General features: G+C 43.1%; 21 protein-coding genes. 10 read left to right on the top strand and 11 right to left on the bottom strand.

Annotation, left to right across the window (positions count from 1 at the left end; all coding sequences use genetic code 11):
• Positions 1-459: 459 nt before the first annotated feature.
• Both BIY37_RS04575 and BIY37_RS13855 read right to left on the bottom strand, forming a co-directional pair.
• Positions 460-2,994, bottom strand: a complete 2,535-nt coding sequence (locus tag BIY37_RS04575) for an intermembrane phospholipid transport protein YdbH family protein (RefSeq protein ID WP_070066655.1) — start codon at positions 2,992-2,994, stop codon at positions 460-462.
• Between the two features lie 420 nt (positions 2,995-3,414).
• Positions 3,415-3,585, bottom strand: a complete 171-nt coding sequence (locus BIY37_RS13855) for a hypothetical protein (RefSeq protein WP_230402437.1) — start codon at positions 3,583-3,585, stop codon at positions 3,415-3,417.
• A 3-nt stretch (positions 3,586-3,588) separates the two neighbouring features.
• On the opposite strand from BIY37_RS13855, the gene BIY37_RS13410 reads away from it, so the two are divergent.
• Positions 3,589-3,750, top strand: coding sequence for a hypothetical protein (locus BIY37_RS13410; protein ID WP_179129287.1), 162 nt, complete (start codon positions 3,589-3,591; stop codon positions 3,748-3,750).
• 31 nt (positions 3,751-3,781) lie between these two features.
• Here BIY37_RS13410 and BIY37_RS14275 read toward each other — a convergent pair whose 3' ends face one another.
• Positions 3,782-3,928 (bottom strand): nucleotidyltransferase domain-containing protein, encoded by a 147-nt coding sequence (locus BIY37_RS14275; protein ID WP_420886181.1) that lies wholly within the window; start codon positions 3,926-3,928, stop codon positions 3,782-3,784.
• A gap of 225 nt (positions 3,929-4,153) precedes the next feature.
• Between BIY37_RS14275 and BIY37_RS04565 the strand changes: the two genes are divergently transcribed.
• The 4 genes from BIY37_RS04565 (at position 4,154) to BIY37_RS04550 (ending at position 8,421) form a co-directional block, all read left to right on the top strand.
• Positions 4,154-6,193, top strand: coding sequence for a radical SAM/SPASM domain-containing protein (locus BIY37_RS04565; protein WP_070066653.1), 2,040 nt, complete (start codon positions 4,154-4,156; stop codon positions 6,191-6,193).
• Between the two features lie 27 nt (positions 6,194-6,220).
• Entirely contained in the window at positions 6,221-7,369 is a 1,149-nt protein-coding gene (locus BIY37_RS04560; protein ID WP_070066652.1) for a transglutaminase-like domain-containing protein, read from the top strand.
• Positions 7,370-7,486: 117 nt separating this feature from the next.
• A complete protein-coding gene (locus BIY37_RS04555) occupies positions 7,487-8,089 on the top strand; it encodes a CBS domain-containing protein (RefSeq protein WP_070066651.1) in 603 nt (200 codons plus the stop codon).
• Between the two features lie 38 nt (positions 8,090-8,127).
• Positions 8,128-8,421 (top strand): hypothetical protein, encoded by a 294-nt coding sequence (locus tag BIY37_RS04550; protein WP_143299171.1) that lies wholly within the window; start codon positions 8,128-8,130, stop codon positions 8,419-8,421.
• Between the two features lie 85 nt (positions 8,422-8,506).
• Here the strand turns inward: BIY37_RS04550 and BIY37_RS14035 are convergent, their stop codons facing one another.
• On the bottom strand, positions 8,507-8,638 hold the full coding sequence (locus tag BIY37_RS14035) for a hypothetical protein (RefSeq protein WP_261340833.1): 132 nt from the start codon (positions 8,636-8,638) through the stop codon (positions 8,507-8,509).
• Between the two features lie 305 nt (positions 8,639-8,943).
• On the opposite strand from BIY37_RS14035, the gene BIY37_RS04545 reads away from it, so the two are divergent.
• Entirely contained in the window at positions 8,944-9,582 is a 639-nt protein-coding gene (locus BIY37_RS04545) for a hypothetical protein (RefSeq protein WP_070066649.1), read from the top strand.
• 191 nt (positions 9,583-9,773) lie between these two features.
• Here the strand turns inward: BIY37_RS04545 and BIY37_RS04540 are convergent, their stop codons facing one another.
• The 5 genes from BIY37_RS04540 to BIY37_RS04515 all read right to left on the bottom strand — a co-directional run bounded on the left by BIY37_RS04540 (position 9,774) and on the right by BIY37_RS04515 (position 13,301).
• A complete protein-coding gene (locus tag BIY37_RS04540) occupies positions 9,774-10,334 on the bottom strand; it encodes a hypothetical protein (protein ID WP_070066648.1) in 561 nt (186 codons plus the stop codon).
• Positions 10,335-10,343: 9 nt separating this feature from the next.
• Positions 10,344-10,874: a hypothetical protein gene (locus BIY37_RS04535; RefSeq protein ID WP_070066647.1), complete on the bottom strand. Its 531-nt coding sequence runs from the start codon at positions 10,872-10,874 to the stop codon at positions 10,344-10,346.
• A 334-nt stretch (positions 10,875-11,208) separates the two neighbouring features.
• A complete protein-coding gene (locus BIY37_RS04525; RefSeq protein ID WP_070066645.1) occupies positions 11,209-11,442 on the bottom strand; it encodes a hypothetical protein in 234 nt (77 codons plus the stop codon).
• Positions 11,443-11,770: 328 nt separating this feature from the next.
• Positions 11,771-12,199 carry a CopG family ribbon-helix-helix protein gene (locus BIY37_RS04520; RefSeq protein WP_070066644.1) on the bottom strand — a complete coding sequence of 143 codons (429 nt, stop codon included), beginning with the start codon at positions 12,197-12,199 and terminating at the stop codon, positions 11,771-11,773.
• 232 nt (positions 12,200-12,431) lie between these two features.
• The gene (locus BIY37_RS04515; protein WP_143299170.1) at positions 12,432-13,301 is read right to left on the bottom strand and encodes an ATP-binding protein; all 870 of its coding nucleotides are present in this window, start codon (positions 13,299-13,301) and stop codon (positions 12,432-12,434) included.
• Positions 13,302-13,547: 246 nt separating this feature from the next.
• Between BIY37_RS04515 and BIY37_RS04510 the strand changes: the two genes are divergently transcribed.
• The 3 genes from BIY37_RS04510 to BIY37_RS04500 all read left to right on the top strand — a co-directional run bounded on the left by BIY37_RS04510 (position 13,548) and on the right by BIY37_RS04500 (position 16,464).
• Entirely contained in the window at positions 13,548-14,000 is a 453-nt protein-coding gene (locus BIY37_RS04510; RefSeq protein ID WP_070066642.1) for a hypothetical protein, read from the top strand.
• Between the two features lie 359 nt (positions 14,001-14,359).
• Positions 14,360-15,442, top strand: a complete 1,083-nt coding sequence (locus BIY37_RS04505) for a hypothetical protein (RefSeq protein WP_143299169.1) — start codon at positions 14,360-14,362, stop codon at positions 15,440-15,442.
• A gap of 50 nt (positions 15,443-15,492) precedes the next feature.
• A complete protein-coding gene (locus BIY37_RS04500) occupies positions 15,493-16,464 on the top strand; it encodes a hypothetical protein (RefSeq protein ID WP_070066640.1) in 972 nt (323 codons plus the stop codon).
• 21 nt (positions 16,465-16,485) lie between these two features.
• Here the strand turns inward: BIY37_RS04500 and BIY37_RS13405 are convergent, their stop codons facing one another.
• Complete coding sequence (locus BIY37_RS13405) at positions 16,486-16,650, bottom strand: hypothetical protein (protein WP_179129286.1); 165 nt, start codon at positions 16,648-16,650, stop codon at positions 16,486-16,488.
• 670 nt (positions 16,651-17,320) lie between these two features.
• Here BIY37_RS13405 and BIY37_RS04490 point away from each other — a divergent pair.
• Positions 17,321-17,782: a hypothetical protein gene (locus tag BIY37_RS04490; RefSeq protein ID WP_070066638.1), complete on the top strand. Its 462-nt coding sequence runs from the start codon at positions 17,321-17,323 to the stop codon at positions 17,780-17,782.
• 130 nt (positions 17,783-17,912) lie between these two features.
• On the opposite strand, the gene BIY37_RS13850 is transcribed toward BIY37_RS04490, so the two are convergent.
• A partial coding sequence (locus tag BIY37_RS13850; protein WP_230402436.1) for a hypothetical protein occupies positions 17,913-18,097 on the bottom strand: 185 nt, incomplete at its 5' end.

Genomic DNA, 18,097 nt, shown 5'->3' with positions numbered 1-18,097 from the left:
ACCATTTCTGGCCTAATCCTGCAACAAGGCTTCGCCTTGTTTGCAGGATTTAGGTAGATAATTAATCAGCCCTTTGGCAGCGACTTCATAGCCCCCTTTTATTGGTAGAACAAGCGCCCAACTTGCATGATATTGTCTACCGGGGACGGTTGATCTACTTATGGACCGGGGCGGTGTGTTTCCGTGTCTTACACACCCCTACATCCCTTCTTTCTAGCGGATATTCAATAGATTGAAATTCCTATGTATTCAGTTATGTTTTTGGTTATCGGGTGGCATGGACAAACTTGTTTGTCCATGCTGTTTGATTATACACACGGATTTGGAATATATCACCCTGGCAAGCAAAGTTTGTCAGCGCCACCCCGTAACCCGCTTAAATAAAGTAAAAATTCCTATACAATCGAATTATAATACTATACCATGCTTAGCTCCTCAGTGGTAAGTATTTTTCAGAAATCATTTGTTGTGCATGAGTCCACTGAAGCCTGAACCATAATAGAGCATCTTGTCCAGAGGTAGTTTAAAATTGATGTTAAAATGTATTCCCTGAAAATTGGCCCGTGGCTGTTCTATTTTTACAAGTCCGGACTTTTTACTGAAACCAAAAGGTAACGGACCGGCAGGTCTTCCATCCATCTGCATACTAATTAGAAGATCCTCGTTTCTGCTTTGTAATGAAAGCTTTGCCCAGTCATAGGAAAAATTTTTCAGGGCCTCCTGTGCAATTTGCATTTGAATACTCTGCTGAACGCCTGATGCCCCTGACAGAAGGGTATCCGTGTGAAAACGGATTGTACCTCCCTCTCCCGGGGTAGAATAAAGGAAACCATCGAGGATTTTTATTTTTCCATCTCTATAACTTACGGGAATACGCCCATTCACTGCACCCTCACCTTCAGCACGAGCTATATCAAATTGTTGAAGCAGTGTTGCAAGTTTGAGACGGTCACAATAACAGATGATATCGAGATCTCTTTTGCCGGATTGAATTTGCAAGCCATGCGTATACACATGACCTCCGCACCAGGAGAAACTGCTTTTTTTGAGAAAAAAAGATGATAACGATTCTATCTGAAACGAGACCTCTCCCTCGTTCATTTGTATATCTCCCCAGGCAAATCGTTTAAATTTCAACACCTGATCAGGCGCACTGTGAAATTGATAAAGATCCGGCAGTTTCAGGTCCAGATCAATACCTTCGAGGAGCATTTTTTTACTGGGGATTTCTATTTTTGAATCACGAGTTGATATCAGAGCATTGCCTGCTACCGTGCTGCCAGCTATCTGACAACTACCGTTCATATCAATAGCACCGTCAAAATATATCCCAGCCAACTGAGGAGAAAATTTTCCCGGATCGATTTTTATACCCTTGTCTGGCTCAGAGGCTTTAAAATCAATATTTGTTAAAAAATTACCGTCATGACTTATTCCTGCCCTGCCGGAGAAATCGAGAGAAAACTCCGGAAACAGATCTTTGTATTGTCCTATAAAACGGATACCCATCCCATCCTGATAGGGCGTTGAAGCAATGGTTCCAATATCCATGCCATAATATTTTACATTAGTAATAGTAAAGTATCGCTCCCCTTTATTTTTTGCCTTAATCAATTCCTTTTCACGCGGAGCAGATGGCCATTGAAATGGAAATTTTACGTCTATTTTTCCTGCATACAAACTCCCATTTTTGAATTCAGCGCCAGTTATTTTCACGAAGGTTCTTGTAAGATAGCTACGGGCGCTATTTATTGCCAAATTGCCATACATCAGCATACTCGGGCTGCGCACATGAACAGCATCCGAATCAAAAGCAACATCAGACAGCTTCATTGCAAATCGCACGTCTCCCCGCGAGTCTACCCCTTTCCCTTTGATTGAAAAATAATCGGGATAAAAACGGACGGTTTCTGTTTGCCTGCGGAATTTCAGTGGTTTTTTCATCTGTGCAGAATTCAAACAAAAATGCCAAATATTTCCCCGTTTTTGTCCCCGAAACCTTACAGGAATTGATTCAGAATCCGTCACTTTTAGCCCAAATACAGAAGCTGTATCCTGTAATTCTTTCTGAAAATCTACCTGTATTATGCCCTGAACGTCCATTCCTTTCCGAGAGAAGCGAAGACGGCAATCAGCATCCCTGCTCGTAGACATTTCAACAGGAAGAGGTGAGGCGATATAAAATCGAGAAACGTTGGCATGAATGACATCCTGTTTTTTCCTCAGTTCAATAATTAGGGGTAAATCACCCGGAGAATTCCGGACTTGGCATCCCTGGTACGCTATATTCATCCCTGAAAAGGCAAGTCTCATGCTGATCTCGCCTGTGTGAAAATTTACCGTTGATTTTATGTCTGCCTGTGCAGCAATATTCAGCGCTGTTTGTGAATCTGCGAAATTCAGATGTAACCCCATTTGTATCGCAAGCCCTGCAGGGTTATCTTTTCCATCTCCCGTGACAGGCATTGCCTTCATCCAAAATGGAACTCTAACATCGGTATCTCCCGATGTTAGTAACAGTGTAGCATTGCGGATTTCAAATTCTTCAAAACTGACAAGTGACCATTGTTTCTGAGAATTCTCAGGGTTTTCTGGTTGCACATCCGCAGGATTTTTAAAAATATTTTCCAAATCCAGTCCGGGAACCATGATGCTGCCGTCTTTATACTCAGCCCTGATTTCAACTCCGCTAACGATAATCTTTTTTATGTGCCTCCTCAATAAACCAGGTAAAGAATAATCGATTCGTATTGAGTCCGTCAACAGAAAGGGATTTTCAGATTCTCCCCATCGGATAGAGGCCATATCGAGCTTATTCAGACTGAATTTACGTACCTCGCATGTGGAATCGGTAAATCCGATACTCCCGGCAAGGCGGGGAAGCAGTATTTTTTCAAGAAAAACGGGAATGCATACGTATGCGGTGCACACCAGGAAAATAATAATGAATACCGCCACGGCTGAATAGATAAGTATCTTCCTGATCAGTTTCATAGAAATGAATTCGGTATTTTTGAATCTACAGGGAACGCATCTGCATTGAAAAAAGCCATCGGATGACTGCCGTGTTCACGACAATTGGAATCTCTATAACTTTACAGAAACGTTTAATTAGACCTTCACCAACTTACCTCTCGTTTAGAATAATAAACCAATACTTATGGGTCTGCAATGAAAAATTTTCTTGATAGCTACCTGGGTACTGATAGAATCAAAACAATATATCAAGCGATATTCGAACTTTGATGTTATGGTTAGATTTATAGAATAGAACAACATTATGGAAGTCGCCTACTTCATTGTGAGCGTGGCATCATTAATCATCGTTGCATTTCTTTTTTACGGGAAATTTCTTTTCAAATGGAAAAGGAATAAAAAAAAGAGATGAAGCAGATACAGTCCTTTCTCTGGTTTTTACGCCGAACGATCTTCTTTTTCATTTTGGCGCTTTCCTCTGATACTCCGAAAAAATTCCCTTGGCATCGGTACAAAAAAGACTCCCGTAATCAAGGTAAACATCCTGCTGTTAATAACGGCAATTTCGCCATCAGACTGGCTTACGGCGACGGAGCATAACCTAAGCATGTAATGACGGATCCTAATGAATGTGTGGTAAAATCAGATGCCGGTGAAGGCTATTGTAAGATTCTCGACAAACTTATTGGCCAATTAATCATCGATTATCGTCTTAAACAGCTCATACAGAATACGCCATCTCCGATCTCAGCTGAAAAATACAAATTAGCCTGACGAATTTATCAAAATTTTCGGTTTTTTCAGGTTACTCCACGGCTTCCTCCCATTCCAGCCTATTTGTTTCTGACTTAAAACAGACTGCAATGTCAACATCGATATCATAAAAGGCTTGCCCTTTAGCATAAGAGCTAAAAAGAAAGGTCATTGAGGCCACCGAATTTTCTGGAAAAATATTCCTTAAACAATTGTACTCTCCTTGTAGAAGTTATTTTTATTGTCCGGATATTCCGCGTATGGCTACGGAAACTTGAGGGTTTGATACAATTTCCTGGAGGTTTGCCTGCCCGACGAAGGGTATAATACAGAGAAAGACAATGAAAATTGATAGGGATAAAATGTGTTGTCTTTTTTATCGTAATCATATATCATTTTTAGAAAACGGCTTTAGAGGGACTTTATGAATTACAAACCTTATGCGATCTCCTGGAACACGACCTATCGTTGCAATCTGCGCTGCAACCATTGTTACCTTGATACAAATGCATTAACCCGGCAATCTGCCAGCGAACTGAGCACACAGGAAGGATTCCGCCTCATAGACCAAATGGCGGAGCTTAATCCAAATCTATTGTTAATTCTTACCGGTGGTGAGCCATTATTAAGGAAAGATATCTACGATCTTGCCTCTCACGCCTCCCAAAAAGGGATGATGGTCGTATTGGGGACAAACGGTAATCTGATCGATGATGATATTGCCAGGAAACTTAGAGAAAGCGGGGTGACGGGGATAGGCATCAGCCTTGACTCCATTGTGCCTGAAAGACACGATAAATTCAGGGGAATTCCTGATGCCTGGGACGACACCCTGAACGGTATTGAGGCGTGCCGCAGACAGGGTATCGAGTTTCAGATTCAGACGACGGTTACCCGGGAAAATTTTCATGAAATTCCCGACATTGTCGAGTTTTCTTACAGGCTCGGCGCCAAGGTCTTTAATCTGTTCTTTTTGGTCTGTACCGGCAAGGGGCAGGACCTGACGGATATTACACCGAAACAGTACGATCAGGCGCTGCGCCAGCTTTACGAGATTCAAAAGAAGTATCAGGGTAAGATGATGGTGGGGGCAAAGTGTGCACCGCACTACAGAAGGATTGTGTACGAACAAGATACTTCCTCTCCGCTCATCCGTGCTTACGCGGGTGGCTGCCCGGCGGGTACTCACTACTGCAGGATTACGCCGGAAGGAGATGTTACGCCGTGTCCGTACATGCCAAATATTTCAGGGAACGTTAGAGAGAAAAGCTTTGCAGAAATCTGGAAAAGCACCGCCGATTTTCAGATCTTGAGGGATGCCAGCCTTCATGGCAGGTGTGGCGTGTGTGAGTTTCAATATATCTGCAAAGGATGCCGTGCCCGGGCGTTGGCAACCACAGGAAATCAGATGGATGAGGATGCATGGTGCGACTATATTCCCGGGAAATATGGCAACAAGGTCATCCATCTGGCAACATCAGAGATCTTTGGCACAGAAGAAGATTTTACACTAGCATGGAGTATTGAGGCCAAGGGTATCCTGAAACAGATTCCTTCTTTCGGGCGGGGCATGGTTATCAAAGGTGTGGAACGATTTGCAACGAAAAATAATTATCCGGAAGTGACCGTTGATGTCATGAGGGCCGCGCGTCAAGAGATGGTATCGAATAAGAAAACGGCATTTCCCATGAAAAACGATGAAATGGTTCAAAGCCCACTCTCCTCAACTCCACCCGTCAGGGGAGGGGAAGTATTTATTGGCAAAATTATGAAGAGGCCGGAAATAGAATTCAACATACATTCGACTTCGCACGATACGGTATCCACTGGCCCAGGTGAGAATAAACACCCTCCCCCTTTGATGGGGGAAGATAAGGGCGGAGAGGAGCCGTCGCAAGACGAAGAAATCCCCTGGAGTGAGGAGGCTTGGAAGCGGGTGGGAAATGCCCCGGACTTTGTACGGCCTGGCATTTACAAGCTTATGCAAAAAAAAGCACGACAACACGGCTATAAAGAAATTACCTCAAAATTCCTATCCGAAATAAGGGATGAGTCTATGCAGCTCGCTTCGAAACGCATTAAGAACATTGGGTTTGACGAACTCCGGATGGATGCTTGGGACAAGGCTAAGGAGAAGTTAAAGAATGTGCGGAAAAAAGAGGTCATTGATAACATTAAGGCGTTTCTCGAAGAACGAACAGTTAAGAACGAAGGTATTATTACCAAATTTCAGGCGTATCTTAAGACCGCAGGAGACAAGGTAAAAGAAGAAACTTCAACAATACCGGTATGGACAGAGGATGCAAAGCGTCGTATAGAAAAGGCGCCTGTATTTGTCCGGGGCAGGGCAAGGAAGTCAATCGAAGACTTTGCTATTCAGAAGGGCGCTACTGAAATTACCAGCGAGTTGATAAATCAATACATGAAAAATATCCCTTCTTTTGTGAAGGATAAATTCAAATAGCGTGAGAAGTCTCTGGAATCTGTTTGTTTGTTCAAGGAAACCCTTATAAAACAGATTCTGCATAAATGCCGGCATCTGAAAAATGTCTTTTCAGATGCTTTGGATAAGTTCCATTTTCCTTTGTGCAAATCTGTAAGAGAGAAGAGCGTCATTTCTTCAATCCCTGTTTTTGCCCGTTGTTTTTCTTCCCGTTCATACAAAACGATGTTTGAAGCAGTCTCCAATGCGATCTTTAGAGAAAAACTATTGAGACAGGGAAAATTACTTGCCGAAATTAAAGACAGGGTGTGGTGGATTGTGAAATATTTTCTATTGATCGAAGGATTTTTCATCATAGTTTGTATCTTCTTGGTGGGCTGCCAATCTGCTCAGAGACGGGAAGGCAGTACAAAAGAAAATAGATCCCTTGAAGTATTGTTAATGAATGATATCCAGGACGGAACGTTAGACATGCCCTTTGAACAGGCGTGTCTTATTGCTTCGGGTGTTGATTCGAATAAAAAAATGAATGCCTATCTGGCAAAGATCGATATCCTTATCTCCAGGATTAAGCAGGAAACAGATGCCAATTCAATAAGCGATCCATTAAAGAAGGCGGATATAATCTTTGGCTGGCTTCAGTCGAATACCAATGAAGGGACATACAACGATTGTTACGATTTCCGTGACACCCTGAATCTCAAGGTAGGAAACTGTCTCTCCTATGCAATCCGGTTTACCACGGTATGCCGCCACTTTGGTGTTGACATGAAAAGCGTCTTTATCCCCGGACATATTTATAACATGCTGGTGTTTGACGGGCAGACACGCTACTATGAGCATACCCATAGCGATGGCATCGTAAAAGAAATGGACCTGTATAATGATCAAAAAAGAATCATGAAGGATGAAGAACTGATTGCTGAGATATTTCTATATAAGGCACGCAATGCGAACAATGATATGAAATATGAAGAGTCGTGCAAGAACTGTCAATGTGCGTTAATGTGTAGTCCCGATGATAACCGCCCTGTCATTTTACTTATAGATAATTATATTGCACAGAAGAACTACGATGAGGCGTTCCGATGTCTGAATAATTACCTCAGTCGGCATCCCGATGACAAGAAATTCTTTAAAAATACTTATGTTCTGTTACAGAGGTTGAGCAAGAAGGAAGATAACAAAATAGAATGAGAATTCTATATTTTTTCTTGATATTTTCGGGATGCAACTATTTTCTTTTAGCAATATAATCTTCGCAGATCCGTGAAATTTAGAAAATGAAACACCAACATATAGGAGGAGACGGTTGTGGCTACGTATAAATTTGTTGCGAAAGATCTAATGACAGAAAAGGTGGTTTGTGTGCATCCGGAAACCCCCATTAATGATCTTATAAAAATACTTGTCAAAAACCACATTACTGGGGCGCCCGTCGTGGAAAAAAGAGGAAGGCTTGTTGGGGTTGTTTCAAAGACGGATATTGTTGAATATGACGAGAAGACAAGTAAAAAACGGGGGAGTGTTGCGAAGAAATCGTTTTATAGCGATACCAACGGAAAATTAAAAAAAGATTTGGATAAGCTATTAGAAACGAAAAATTTTGGAAAAGCTTTAGTAAAAGACATTATGACATCCCATGTTATTACCGCACAGGCAGAAGATACGATAGACCGTCTTGCAAAAATCATGTATGACAAGAAGATTCACCGTGTCATCATTCAGGACAAAGAACAGGTTATTGGCGTTGTGAGCACCCTCGATATTCTCCATGCCGTGAGCACGATGGGCTATGGCAGCAGTGCCTTTGTTACCGAAGAGGCAATTCTTGACCTCCAGGAACGATTGGAAGCAGCAGAAAAGTCCATCCTGTCCCTGCGTGATATTCTGGACAGAATTCATGGTGAGAAATGAATAAAAAACCATGCGTGTTTTTAGGAGTTCTCCTTAGTTTGGTACTTGTAGTGATTGTCTATTTAGTTGTAGAACCTTTGAGTAACAGGGGAAAAGGCGATAGTGCGGAAAATGACTTTCAGCAAGTGGTACATGGCGTGGGCCTGGGCGCTACAGCAAAACCAACATGGTGTTATATTAATTTCGATCCGAGGATTGACCCGCGGTGTCCCTGTATTGAATGGCCAATTCCCGGAGGATACTGTTATTGTCCTGACCATACCGGCACGGTTTCCTATGTAGCAGGAAATATTGAAATGGGTGCAGCGATTGAAATCATAAAAAAACAATAGATGCAGTGAAGTACCTTTGCAAGCGCAGGACAGAAGAATTTACGATAAAAACAGAGGTACTACCGCAACTACTGTTTACAGTTATTTATGAACGGAAACGAGAACCGATTATTAACTCAGTAGCCTTTTGAAAAAGATAGCGCCGATCGTTCGGCTGCGATCTTTGAGACCTTTGTTCCCAATTCTTTGCATCTACAAAGCCATTTATCGATGCCATTCACGTCTCCTTTGTATCAACAGAAATATCTTGTGAATACGCACCTTTTTATGCAACCGAATTGCCGACCGCTGTTTCATACATTTTTGTTGATTTCCATAGCTTTCCTCTCCAAACTTGTTTTCTTCTGATATTGTCTGGAAAAATTTAAGAGACTAAAATGGTTGGATTGACTTTGCAGTAAATCTTTGATAATATAAAAAATTGATCAGGTTGAAGCCGTTGAACAACGGTGCGTGAAGGAACGCGCTGAAACAGGGCATTGAATTGAGGAATTTCAAAAATTTTAAATCAGGAGGCGCTTGATGAAAACTCAGAGATTGTCCATAGGTGTTTTGATGATTGCAGTTTTCGTGACGTATTTTACTCTCGGCACAGCCCGTGCGGAGGGTAAAGGGGAATACCCTAATCTGGCAGATTGGGCTAATACGTGGTTTAAGGTTAAATTAACGGGGACGACCTATCATTTTGACGGCATTGGTGTCAAGCCTAAGCCGGCAGCCCCCGTTTCTCAAGCAATGGGAATTGCTTATGTTCACATCACAAACTGGGACGGTGACAATCATGTCCTTGCTGCCGATGTCTATATAAAAGACGACGAGACAGGTGAATGGAAACTATTTTTCAATGACGTAGATATTACGTATTTCGCCGGTTCTGATTTGAAATTCATAGGTTCGGCTCAATGGGTAATCCCTGACGATGTCACGGTGCGTCTGTTACTTGTTTTTACGGGAAGCAAGTACACGCAGGGCGTTAAGGCCGGACAATTCAAACTGGGCGGGGTAACCAAACTGAGTACGATTGGCGGGTCACTCTTGGAGATTGATGATGCCGAAGATGCACCACCCGAGCTTCCGCTGAAAGAGCGATGGGCCGGGTCTGTGAGCATCAGCGGCCCCATGGTTTCAGAGTCAAGTCTTCCGTTTAATCCCGATCTCTGATTTGAACGCTTGTCATTTGGGTCGGGCGCATTGAAGTTGCAGTGGGCGGCAGAAAATGGTGAAGATCTCCCAGAATGACCTTATAGAGGTAGGCTAAAAGGTGGCGAATTCCGATTTCTCGAGGGCTACTTATTACGGCAGGAACTGATGTCGGGTCATTCGTTCTAATCTAAATTTCCAGAATATTATAGTTATATTCTTTCATATACCCATACCTTACCACCCGGCACCTTTTCATCTATTCTTTTTATAAGGCGTTTCTTATAGAGATTCAAAAGTCTTGTTCCGCTTGTGTTTGGCTTCAGTTTCATAGTATCAGCGAGTTCCTTAGCGGTGATTCTTCCCTTTTTGAGAATGAGATGTAATGTTTCCTTGAGGTAATTATTCAGGTTGCCGAGAAGGACATATTTCCCATCCCGCATCTCCGCCATAACGGCAAGGTCTTTTCTTTCAAGGGCGACCTCGATGTTTTCCTTCTGATTTTCATTGAGGCCGGACAGGACAATATATTTATCTCCGTATTCATCCCCAAGAAGCCGTGATATGGACTTTGCTACGATTTCGTCAGCGCAGGAATAATCAATGATCCCAATCTTCGAGAAATCCAGGGTAATAACTGAGCCGTTCTCCTTTTGGGCAATGTCGTACTCGATACGGTCCCTGATAATTTGACCCGATTGTCGTGTGACAAGGTCATTTGAGCCATTCTTCAGTTCTTCTTTGAGGAGTTTATAAAGATTATAGGTGGTCATGGGTAAACCTTAGGGTACACATTTCACGATAAAGTCTAAATAACCCCTCAAACCCCTGTGCTTATTATGGCGTTCCGCAGAATTGAGTATCCTGCGGATTGCCATCTTTACTTCTTGCCTTGAAAAATCGTTGGTACTCAATTGTAACCGGAGTTCCTGATTAATGGACTTTGAGATACTATTTTTACTCACTGATTCAGACTTAACGGCTAATGCCTTGAGCGCCGGAATAACGTCTGAGTCAGTTAACCGATAAGAACATTCCTCATAAACCTTTTTTATTGCCCGTTCTATGGTATAAAGAAGAGGCATATAACGCTGATCTTTCCAAACTATTACAGGAGTCTTATCATTCCCTGGCGAAAACAGCTCATTCAACTGCTTTAGTTTGTAAACAAAACCACCTTTAGCCGTTTCTATCTTAACAAGACCCTCTCCTTCATTTGAAAATGATAGGGCGAATTTCATCTGTTCACCCTTTTCATCTACCTGTTTCCACTCTGTTACAGAATTTAATTTCTCTAAAAATTCCTTATCCATAAAACCTCAGTTTACAAATTTGAAATATACCCTCGTACCTCTTGACATGGAGGATTTACAGGGTATTTAAAACGGGTGAAAAATATTTTTCTTACAAATTCGTCAAGATTTATGTGTATTCCCATGTTATTAAAAGTGTTGATAATTTCTTCGTCCGACATCTTTTCCACATCGAACTTTGCGAATATTGTCGTCAATAGTACCCTTCCATATTTTGGATTTATCATTTCCCCCCGGTTCTCCCTTTTCTCAATTCGCTGTGCTCATTCAACATCGTATAAACTATCTTTACGTTGTTTTATTTGTCAATTTGCTTAATTTTAAGCTGTCAGTATCAATTATTCCGATAAAGTCCTTCCCATTCGTCCTTCAAATCTTCATAGACCTCACAATCTGACTTTTGTTCACATTCAGGGCAAAAGCCGTCGCAACTGTCACCTAGGTAGGCAAATCCAAGTTCTGTAAAAATCTTGTGGTGCTGATCTGGATCATTGTAGTATTTTTCAAATTTTTCCAGTATCTCATGAAAATGGTTTTCTAACGCCTCTTTTTCATGATTGTTCTTCATGCCTGAAAGTCCTCCATGACTACAGGGTTATAGAGATAAAAGAGCTATACGCTCTCCGAACGAGCTGGAAAAAAACAAGGTGGGATAGGCCTTGCGCCTATCCCGGAGGCAAACCGAAAGGCATGACCATAGCGGCGTAAAAATAGGTGCTGAAAATGACATAATACTTTTTTGAGGCGCTATCACGTCTTTATAAATGGATAGTCAACCGGCATTTTACAGCTACACGTATTTATCAAAATATTAATTTCCGAAGGAATCGAATTTGTTCAATAGAATCAATTGAATTGTATCGTTGAAATCAATTGTGTCAAATGGAAAATGAAAATTAGTGTAAAATACTGGATTTCTGTTTTTGCAGGAATGGCAACTTTCTTTTGTCGTTGACTACCGTAATGTTTTCATAAAATGGAGTGTTTTCTTTACATGGATGATTCTCAGTCTGGCGAGACTGATGGCTTTTTCTTTTTCTCATGCCCATGCAGGTATTCCGGGTCTTCCTTCCTGCTTTGCATTTCACAACAGGTTTTTCACAGATACTCATAAAATCTTCTGCGAGACGCCTGCCGTCTTCAGCAATCTCTTTATAAATCTTTTCTGCATGTTCGACAACCTGCTGTTTTTTATAATTATTGATCATTATTGTGATTGCCTCTCTAATAACTTCGCTTCGATTCTTTTTCAATTCTTGTGATATCTTATCTGTTTCATAAAGAAATTCCTTTGGAACACTTATTCCAGGTTTTGTTACTGGCATTTTAGTGCCTACTGTTAATACTATGATGAATTGATTGTAATTCCGAGTAGAATACCGAAAGGAATACTATAGTGAACGCAAAAAGGAAGTTGTCATTGCGAGCGAAGCGAAACAATCCAGGCACTGGAGATTGCTTCGGGCTGTCGCCTTCGCAATGTATACTTATTACATTTACTATAAATTGCAAGTTCTGACGTATCTTAATACGATCGCGTCTTATATCGATTCGAAGCTAAACCTCAGGTAAGAGTATATTAATCTGGGTGCCGGGGAAGTGGGGGAGATGGAGTATTTTTTCCCTACCCCGTGCCCATGCAGGTATTATCGAAAGTTTTGCGGTACCTGAACGGATGGAAAGCTTGCCATTCCATTGATTGACAAATCGCCTCACGGCAGCAAGACCGTGACCCCGCCCCTTTTCTGCATGTCGTGATACCCCGTGAAGCAATGCCTTTTCTATGGCTTCAATGTCATTTTCCAACGAAAACCTCTCTGACAAGGACATTCTAAAGCCTATTCCGAGGTCCATAACGGCAATTTTTACCACGTTCTTATTCAAATTCTGAAAATGATATTTCTGGATGCCTACGAATCCCTTATTTTCACTATGCTCAATAATGTTTTGACATGTCTCAGAAAGTGCCACAATAAAACCGTTAATTGCCCTTTCATCGTAATGGAGATGCTTTTCAAGAATTGCATGGGCACGGTCTTTTACCTTCCCAACAATAAAATGGATATCGTCCGACTTTTCTATAGGTGTGATTTCAAGCAAAACGTCCGAGTGTGGACTCCTCAAATATCTTTCTGATATCGGAGGTCGAGGCGGCACAAGGGTGAAATAATTGTTAATAAATCTGAAGAAGTTCATCCTCTCAAGATATTTAATAACGTCTTCCGATTTAGGGAGATAAAGGGTCTTTTGGATACCAATGGACTTGAGAAGTTCTCCCGTCTCAAGGAGGCCAACCATACCATAAGGATCGATAAAGGTAACATCCTGAAGGTCAATTTCCTGCAACCCGCCATAAATGGCTTGCAGCACTTGCCCGAAGAAGTCTTCTGTGATTTGGATGGTTACTTGTTGGCTATGAATTGACACAATGGGTCATGAAAAAAGATTACAACGAGAATACTTGCATTCACCGATAAGACACGAGGGACTATAGATTGCTTAGATTACACAGATTTTCAATTATTTTCAAGATATGTTCTGATATATAATACGTGTTAAAAATTCTTCTAGACAAAATTTTAGGAGTGTGATAAGGTAGGCTTCCGAAGACATGAACAGGTCAAATTAGACACCGAAGTTATCTAATAACTGAATTATAAGGAGGAGGGTCTTATGAAAAGATGCGTGTGTATTTTCTTTTCGATGATGGCGTTGATTTTGGTTCTCTCATTCTCTCTACCCCCTGCCGGTGCTTACGAATTCACCAGGGCAAAAGGTATTCGCCTGCCTACACTGTCTCAGGAGGCGTTCACCGCCCAGTTTAGCAACAACCCTGACATTAGGACAACCGACCAGGGAATCATTGCGCTGGCACAGGAACTGTATCTGCCCCAGGGAAAGAGACATTTGCTCGGCAAGCCTGCAAAAGACGAAGATGGCTGTCGCGAGTATCAAGTGGGAGTTCTCTTTGCATCTCTTCAAAACCCGACTATCTCAGATGCCACCAGGGCTGAGGTTGAATCCATTATCTTAGCAGCAGTGCCCGCCCTGCCTAAGAGACCTACACGAACGGTCATTTCAAAATCTTCTATACCGATAATGACGCCGACCCAAACAACAATGTAACCCTTGACGCCGTCAAGAGCCTGGCGTCAAACCTGAATACTTACTGGAAAACCTACTCGACCAAATTCAAGACGCCTCAACACTATATAGATGGGGCGACCCAGATGGTTGACATAAAAGTCTACGACCTTGGAGACGGACTTTACGGCGAGACCTCTTCTTTTTGGAATTATATAAACCTGAACAGCAAGCAGGTCGTCAACAATGCCTGTAAGCGGAAGACCACGCCAGCCCACGAACTCTGGCATAGAGTTCAATATGCGTTTGGATACGTCAGCGGTACTCCAAACATGAAATGGATTGTCGAGGCCACGGCGAGCTGGTCGCAGGCGTTTACAAACAGAGGGGTAAGGGACTATATGGGCAGAATGAATGAGGGTCTGAACGTACCCGACCTGGCATTAATCGAGGGAAGGAGCTATAATGCCTGTCATCTCTGGATTTACCTGGAACGCAGGTGCACCTATCTGGCAATTAAGAAAGTGTGGTCCACCTATGAGACGAACGGCAAGGACGCCAAGGCTGCTCTGGATACCGTGGTAAACGACAGGCTGGGCATAGGCTTTGACAAATTCATCGTGGAATGGTCGAAGACGAATTACATCAAAGACCTCGGCGGCGCCGGTGTCTATTCCTATGTCGAGAACAAGAAGACGAAGACAAGCTGCGACGTTGTCTACGGCCCGCTGGTGCTGGTCCCGAGAACGAGTGTTGACATTGACAGCACCTCCCTTTACACGGATGCAGGCAACGTGAGCAGCTATGGAGCCGATTACTACGAGTTCAACCTTGACACCACAGACCAGGACCTGAACAATCTGCAGATTACCGTCGACGGAGCAGGCGTCAACTCATCCTTCGTCGATATCAGCAGCTCTTTAAAAAAGAAGATCACTGACGGTACGAATACCAAAGAGGTCTATCTCACCACGTTCAAGCCTGGAAAGCTGTCAAGGGTGGGAGTAATCGTAGGCGGCGGCAGTGCAGGCGTTGATTACACCATAGAGGCAAAGGCATGCGCGAATCTGGACATTACGGGTACCTGGGATGACGTCTATGGTTATGTGTACAATCTCACCCTTGAAGGAAAGAAAGTATCCGGTACGGTGGATACAGGTGGTTGTGGTGTGTGGAATGTGCGTGGGACGTACACCATGTCGCCCTCCAAACTCAATTTTACTGCAACCAACCCTAACTACCAGAATGGAAATGACGGGTGTACCCTCTGGTTCAAGTACCGGACGGCTCTGGCAACCTGTGATTCGATAGAGGGCACCTGGAGAAATTATTCTGGCTACTCGGGTTCTTTTACAATGTGGAAGCGACCTGAAGGTGAAGCCGTTTCCCGCGCTGTCATGGCCGGGTGCGCTGAGGGACACATTACAACAGGTCCTTGTGCTGAAGGCAGTCAGGGTATCACACCCACCTCGGTGAAAGAATAACTTACCAGGGCCACCGGCCCGCACGGCTGGTGGCCTTTGAATGAATTTTAATGGAACCATCAGAGACTCTCAAACATCTGGCCGTAGCCGTTCTTTTTGTTGTGGCTATAATGGTTAACGGGACAACTTACCTTCACGGAGCAAACGCTGTGGTTATTCCTCCCTCGCAAGGCTACGTTGTTTTTACAAAAGAAACATGGGGATGCATCGGTGAACAGAAGATCGTTGAGGAAGTCACGACCGCTTTAATGAATCGGGATGGCAACACCGTCCTGATCGAAGAAATCAAAGCTCATGAAGATGTTCAAAATCGCAGAGAACTCTATGTCTATTTCCCTGCCAAAGAAGTCAATGGGCTGGAGGGATATTACATCCTTCGGGCACACACCCAGCATCCGGATCCGAAAATCATCGGGGAGTGGATGGTCGATCAGGCTCGACTCACGCATAACAGCGCCGGATGGTTCATTGAATTATTTTCAAAAACCACGGGCTCCCTCCAGATATCACTTCTCTACAGTAGGCACACGGGCTTAAGCAGCGGGTTTATAGCATGTCCCGAAGCCGACCAGTTTGAGCCCCGTGCCAAGAGCTTTATCCGTGCATACAGAATTGAAAGCCTTCTGGCCGTCACATCCGAACCTTTGGATGGGGGCTGGACAACGACCGTTGTCCCCATGCAGGCGGGGTTGTTGCAGGAAGCCCGGGATATCGACAGGTGCGAGGACCTTCTGGAGCAATTGGAGAAACGGTTTCTATCAGCAGGGAATGTTCCCTTCGTGTGGGAAAAAGTCCGGGTGACGAAATACGAAGTCGACAGTGTTGTCGCGGGCATTGAAAAGGAAACCGGGCGGCAGTACAAGATTTCCATCGAGCTTCAGGAGAAAACTCAGAAGACCGAACTGGGAAGGGATAAACGGATCTTTGTCCCAAAGATCCGTCAGAAAATCGTTTTGAAAGATCAGAAAGGCGTTCTTGCGGCCGGCGAGGTGTGGATAGGCATCACCTCCGACTTCCATTGATCCCTGCCATCATGTCGTTCCTCACAAAACAGAAATCTGCGTCTGCTTTGAGAAATCGGCGATCATCAGGAAGGGTTGACCGCTCTGGTCCGGCAGGGTAAGGCGATTTATGCGCAACGTCTTGTCCTCGACCATCACCATGAGGCCGTTGGGGAATTCGTCAATGGGCTTTCTCAACCAGGCCAACTCGGAAATTGCTGACACATTGAATGCCAGGATTATTGTATTTCAAAGCTATGCATTCTTTGAACCAACAAACGAAAAAAGTAACCTGAAGAGATTTCTCTCTAATCTGTTGAATCAGATAAATATATTTTTGCCCGGGAACCGCAGGGGAAATGGAATAAAAAGGAGACAAAAACTATTTGTAAGGAACACAATCTGGTCCATTGAGTGGACACATTTAAATTAAAGCCTATGTATGATCTTGTTAATTAATCAACAAAGTCATACATATTGGTATTGACAGATTCTCTGATGCGAGAATATTGTTAATAATATTTGTCGTAGCTCGAAGGCATGCTGATAATGATTTAATATTTCTGGAAATAGTGTTTGATTTTCAGTAACAATTTAGTTTTTTGAAAAATTCGTATATTTTATACGCAATAGGTATAAAATAAAATACGTAGCGCGGGTGGTTCATCGTTCGATTGAGCGTTCGTCTGAGCTCACGCCGAAGACTCACGACGAAGTCCCCCACACAGGCAGACCACGCTTGTCCTCGACCACGACCGGGGAGGGATCGGCGCTACTTTTTTTCAAAAAACTAAATTGTTATGATTTTTATTCACAATCCTTGAAGGGTTACTTATAACTTTAACTAACACCTATTTAAACTTACGGAGAATTTCTCATGTCAAAAAGCTTGTGGAAAAAACGCAGAAAGACATTGCTGAAGATTGCAGAATTTTCTGCGGGTAATATTGTCGTTGGTGGCGTGCCAAAACCAGGCGCAGAAATTCCGTCACAGATTGCCCTGATCGCAACCGATATCGTCATGTGCACAATAATTTACGAGGAGTACTTTAGCGAGAGGATCTCTGAGCATAGCATTCTTGAAATTCTCGGCAAATCGGGGATACTTCTCGTCGTGGCAGGTGGCGGGGGATATATGATTGCAAAAAGTGCAACAGGTCTCATTGCAGAGGTTAACAATTTTTTTGGTCCCATGGGCTGGATTACCTCAGGAATTCTGGCTGCAGGAGGAACTGCCTTGCTGGGACTTGTCTGGATGACAGTTGTTGATTGGGCTTATCGCAAGCAAATAACGCTGAAAGAAGCCGTTTTTGCAATATCCCGAAGGGCATCAGCATGAGTGAATTAGAATTTTTTTTGTTCTGCTGGGTTTCAGGATGGTATGGACCCGCTTTGAATGCCATGCCCGCATTCACCATGAGAAGAGCGGCCATCAATATTTCGCTGAGATTGTACCGTTAAGCGATTTCCTATAATTTTTTATCATACAATACAGGCAATATCCACACAGCGCCGTTCAGAAACTTTATCTCGGTAACAGTAATTGTTATTGTCATGCTTCTGAGGCTATGAAAGATTTTCTCACTAGTTCTGATTTTTGGGTCATCGTGTAGTCGTGTGGGTTCTTTTATATCTCCTTGAGCATACAGGTAAG

This window comes from Candidatus Brocadia sapporoensis (assembly GCF_001753675.2).
GTDB classification, from domain to species: domain Bacteria; phylum Planctomycetota; class Brocadiia; order Brocadiales; family Brocadiaceae; genus Brocadia; species Brocadia sapporoensis.
The sequence above is the reverse complement of the archived record's forward strand: the minus strand, read 5'-3'. Positions and strand labels throughout refer to the sequence as shown.

Coding starts and splice junctions, on each gene's coding strand:
- BIY37_RS04510 (WP_070066642.1), top strand. CDS start 13,548: ATGAAAAGATGCGTGTGTATTTTCTTTTCGATGATGGCGTTGATTTTG.
- BIY37_RS14035 (WP_261340833.1), bottom strand. CDS start 8,638: ATGGCATCGATAAATGGCTTTGTAGATGCAAAGAATTGGGAACAAAGG.
- BIY37_RS13410 (WP_179129287.1), top strand. CDS start 3,589: ATGACGGATCCTAATGAATGTGTGGTAAAATCAGATGCCGGTGAAGGC.
- BIY37_RS04520 (WP_070066644.1), bottom strand. CDS start 12,199: ATGCCAGTAACAAAACCTGGAATAAGTGTTCCAAAGGAATTTCTTTAT.
- BIY37_RS04540 (WP_070066648.1), bottom strand. CDS start 10,334: ATGACCACCTATAATCTTTATAAACTCCTCAAAGAAGAACTGAAGAAT.
- BIY37_RS04490 (WP_070066638.1), top strand. CDS start 17,321: ATGTCAAAAAGCTTGTGGAAAAAACGCAGAAAGACATTGCTGAAGATT.
- BIY37_RS04505 (WP_143299169.1), top strand. CDS start 14,360: ATGGGCAGAATGAATGAGGGTCTGAACGTACCCGACCTGGCATTAATC.
- BIY37_RS04565 (WP_070066653.1), top strand. CDS start 4,154: ATGAATTACAAACCTTATGCGATCTCCTGGAACACGACCTATCGTTGC.
- BIY37_RS04545 (WP_070066649.1), top strand. CDS start 8,944: ATGAAAACTCAGAGATTGTCCATAGGTGTTTTGATGATTGCAGTTTTC.
- BIY37_RS04535 (WP_070066647.1), bottom strand. CDS start 10,874: ATGGATAAGGAATTTTTAGAGAAATTAAATTCTGTAACAGAGTGGAAA.
- BIY37_RS04525 (WP_070066645.1), bottom strand. CDS start 11,442: ATGAAGAACAATCATGAAAAAGAGGCGTTAGAAAACCATTTTCATGAG.
- BIY37_RS04575 (WP_070066655.1), bottom strand. CDS start 2,994: ATGAAACTGATCAGGAAGATACTTATCTATTCAGCCGTGGCGGTATTC.
- BIY37_RS13855 (WP_230402437.1), bottom strand. CDS start 3,585: ATGCTTAGGTTATGCTCCGTCGCCGTAAGCCAGTCTGATGGCGAAATT.
- BIY37_RS04500 (WP_070066640.1), top strand. CDS start 15,493: ATGGAACCATCAGAGACTCTCAAACATCTGGCCGTAGCCGTTCTTTTT.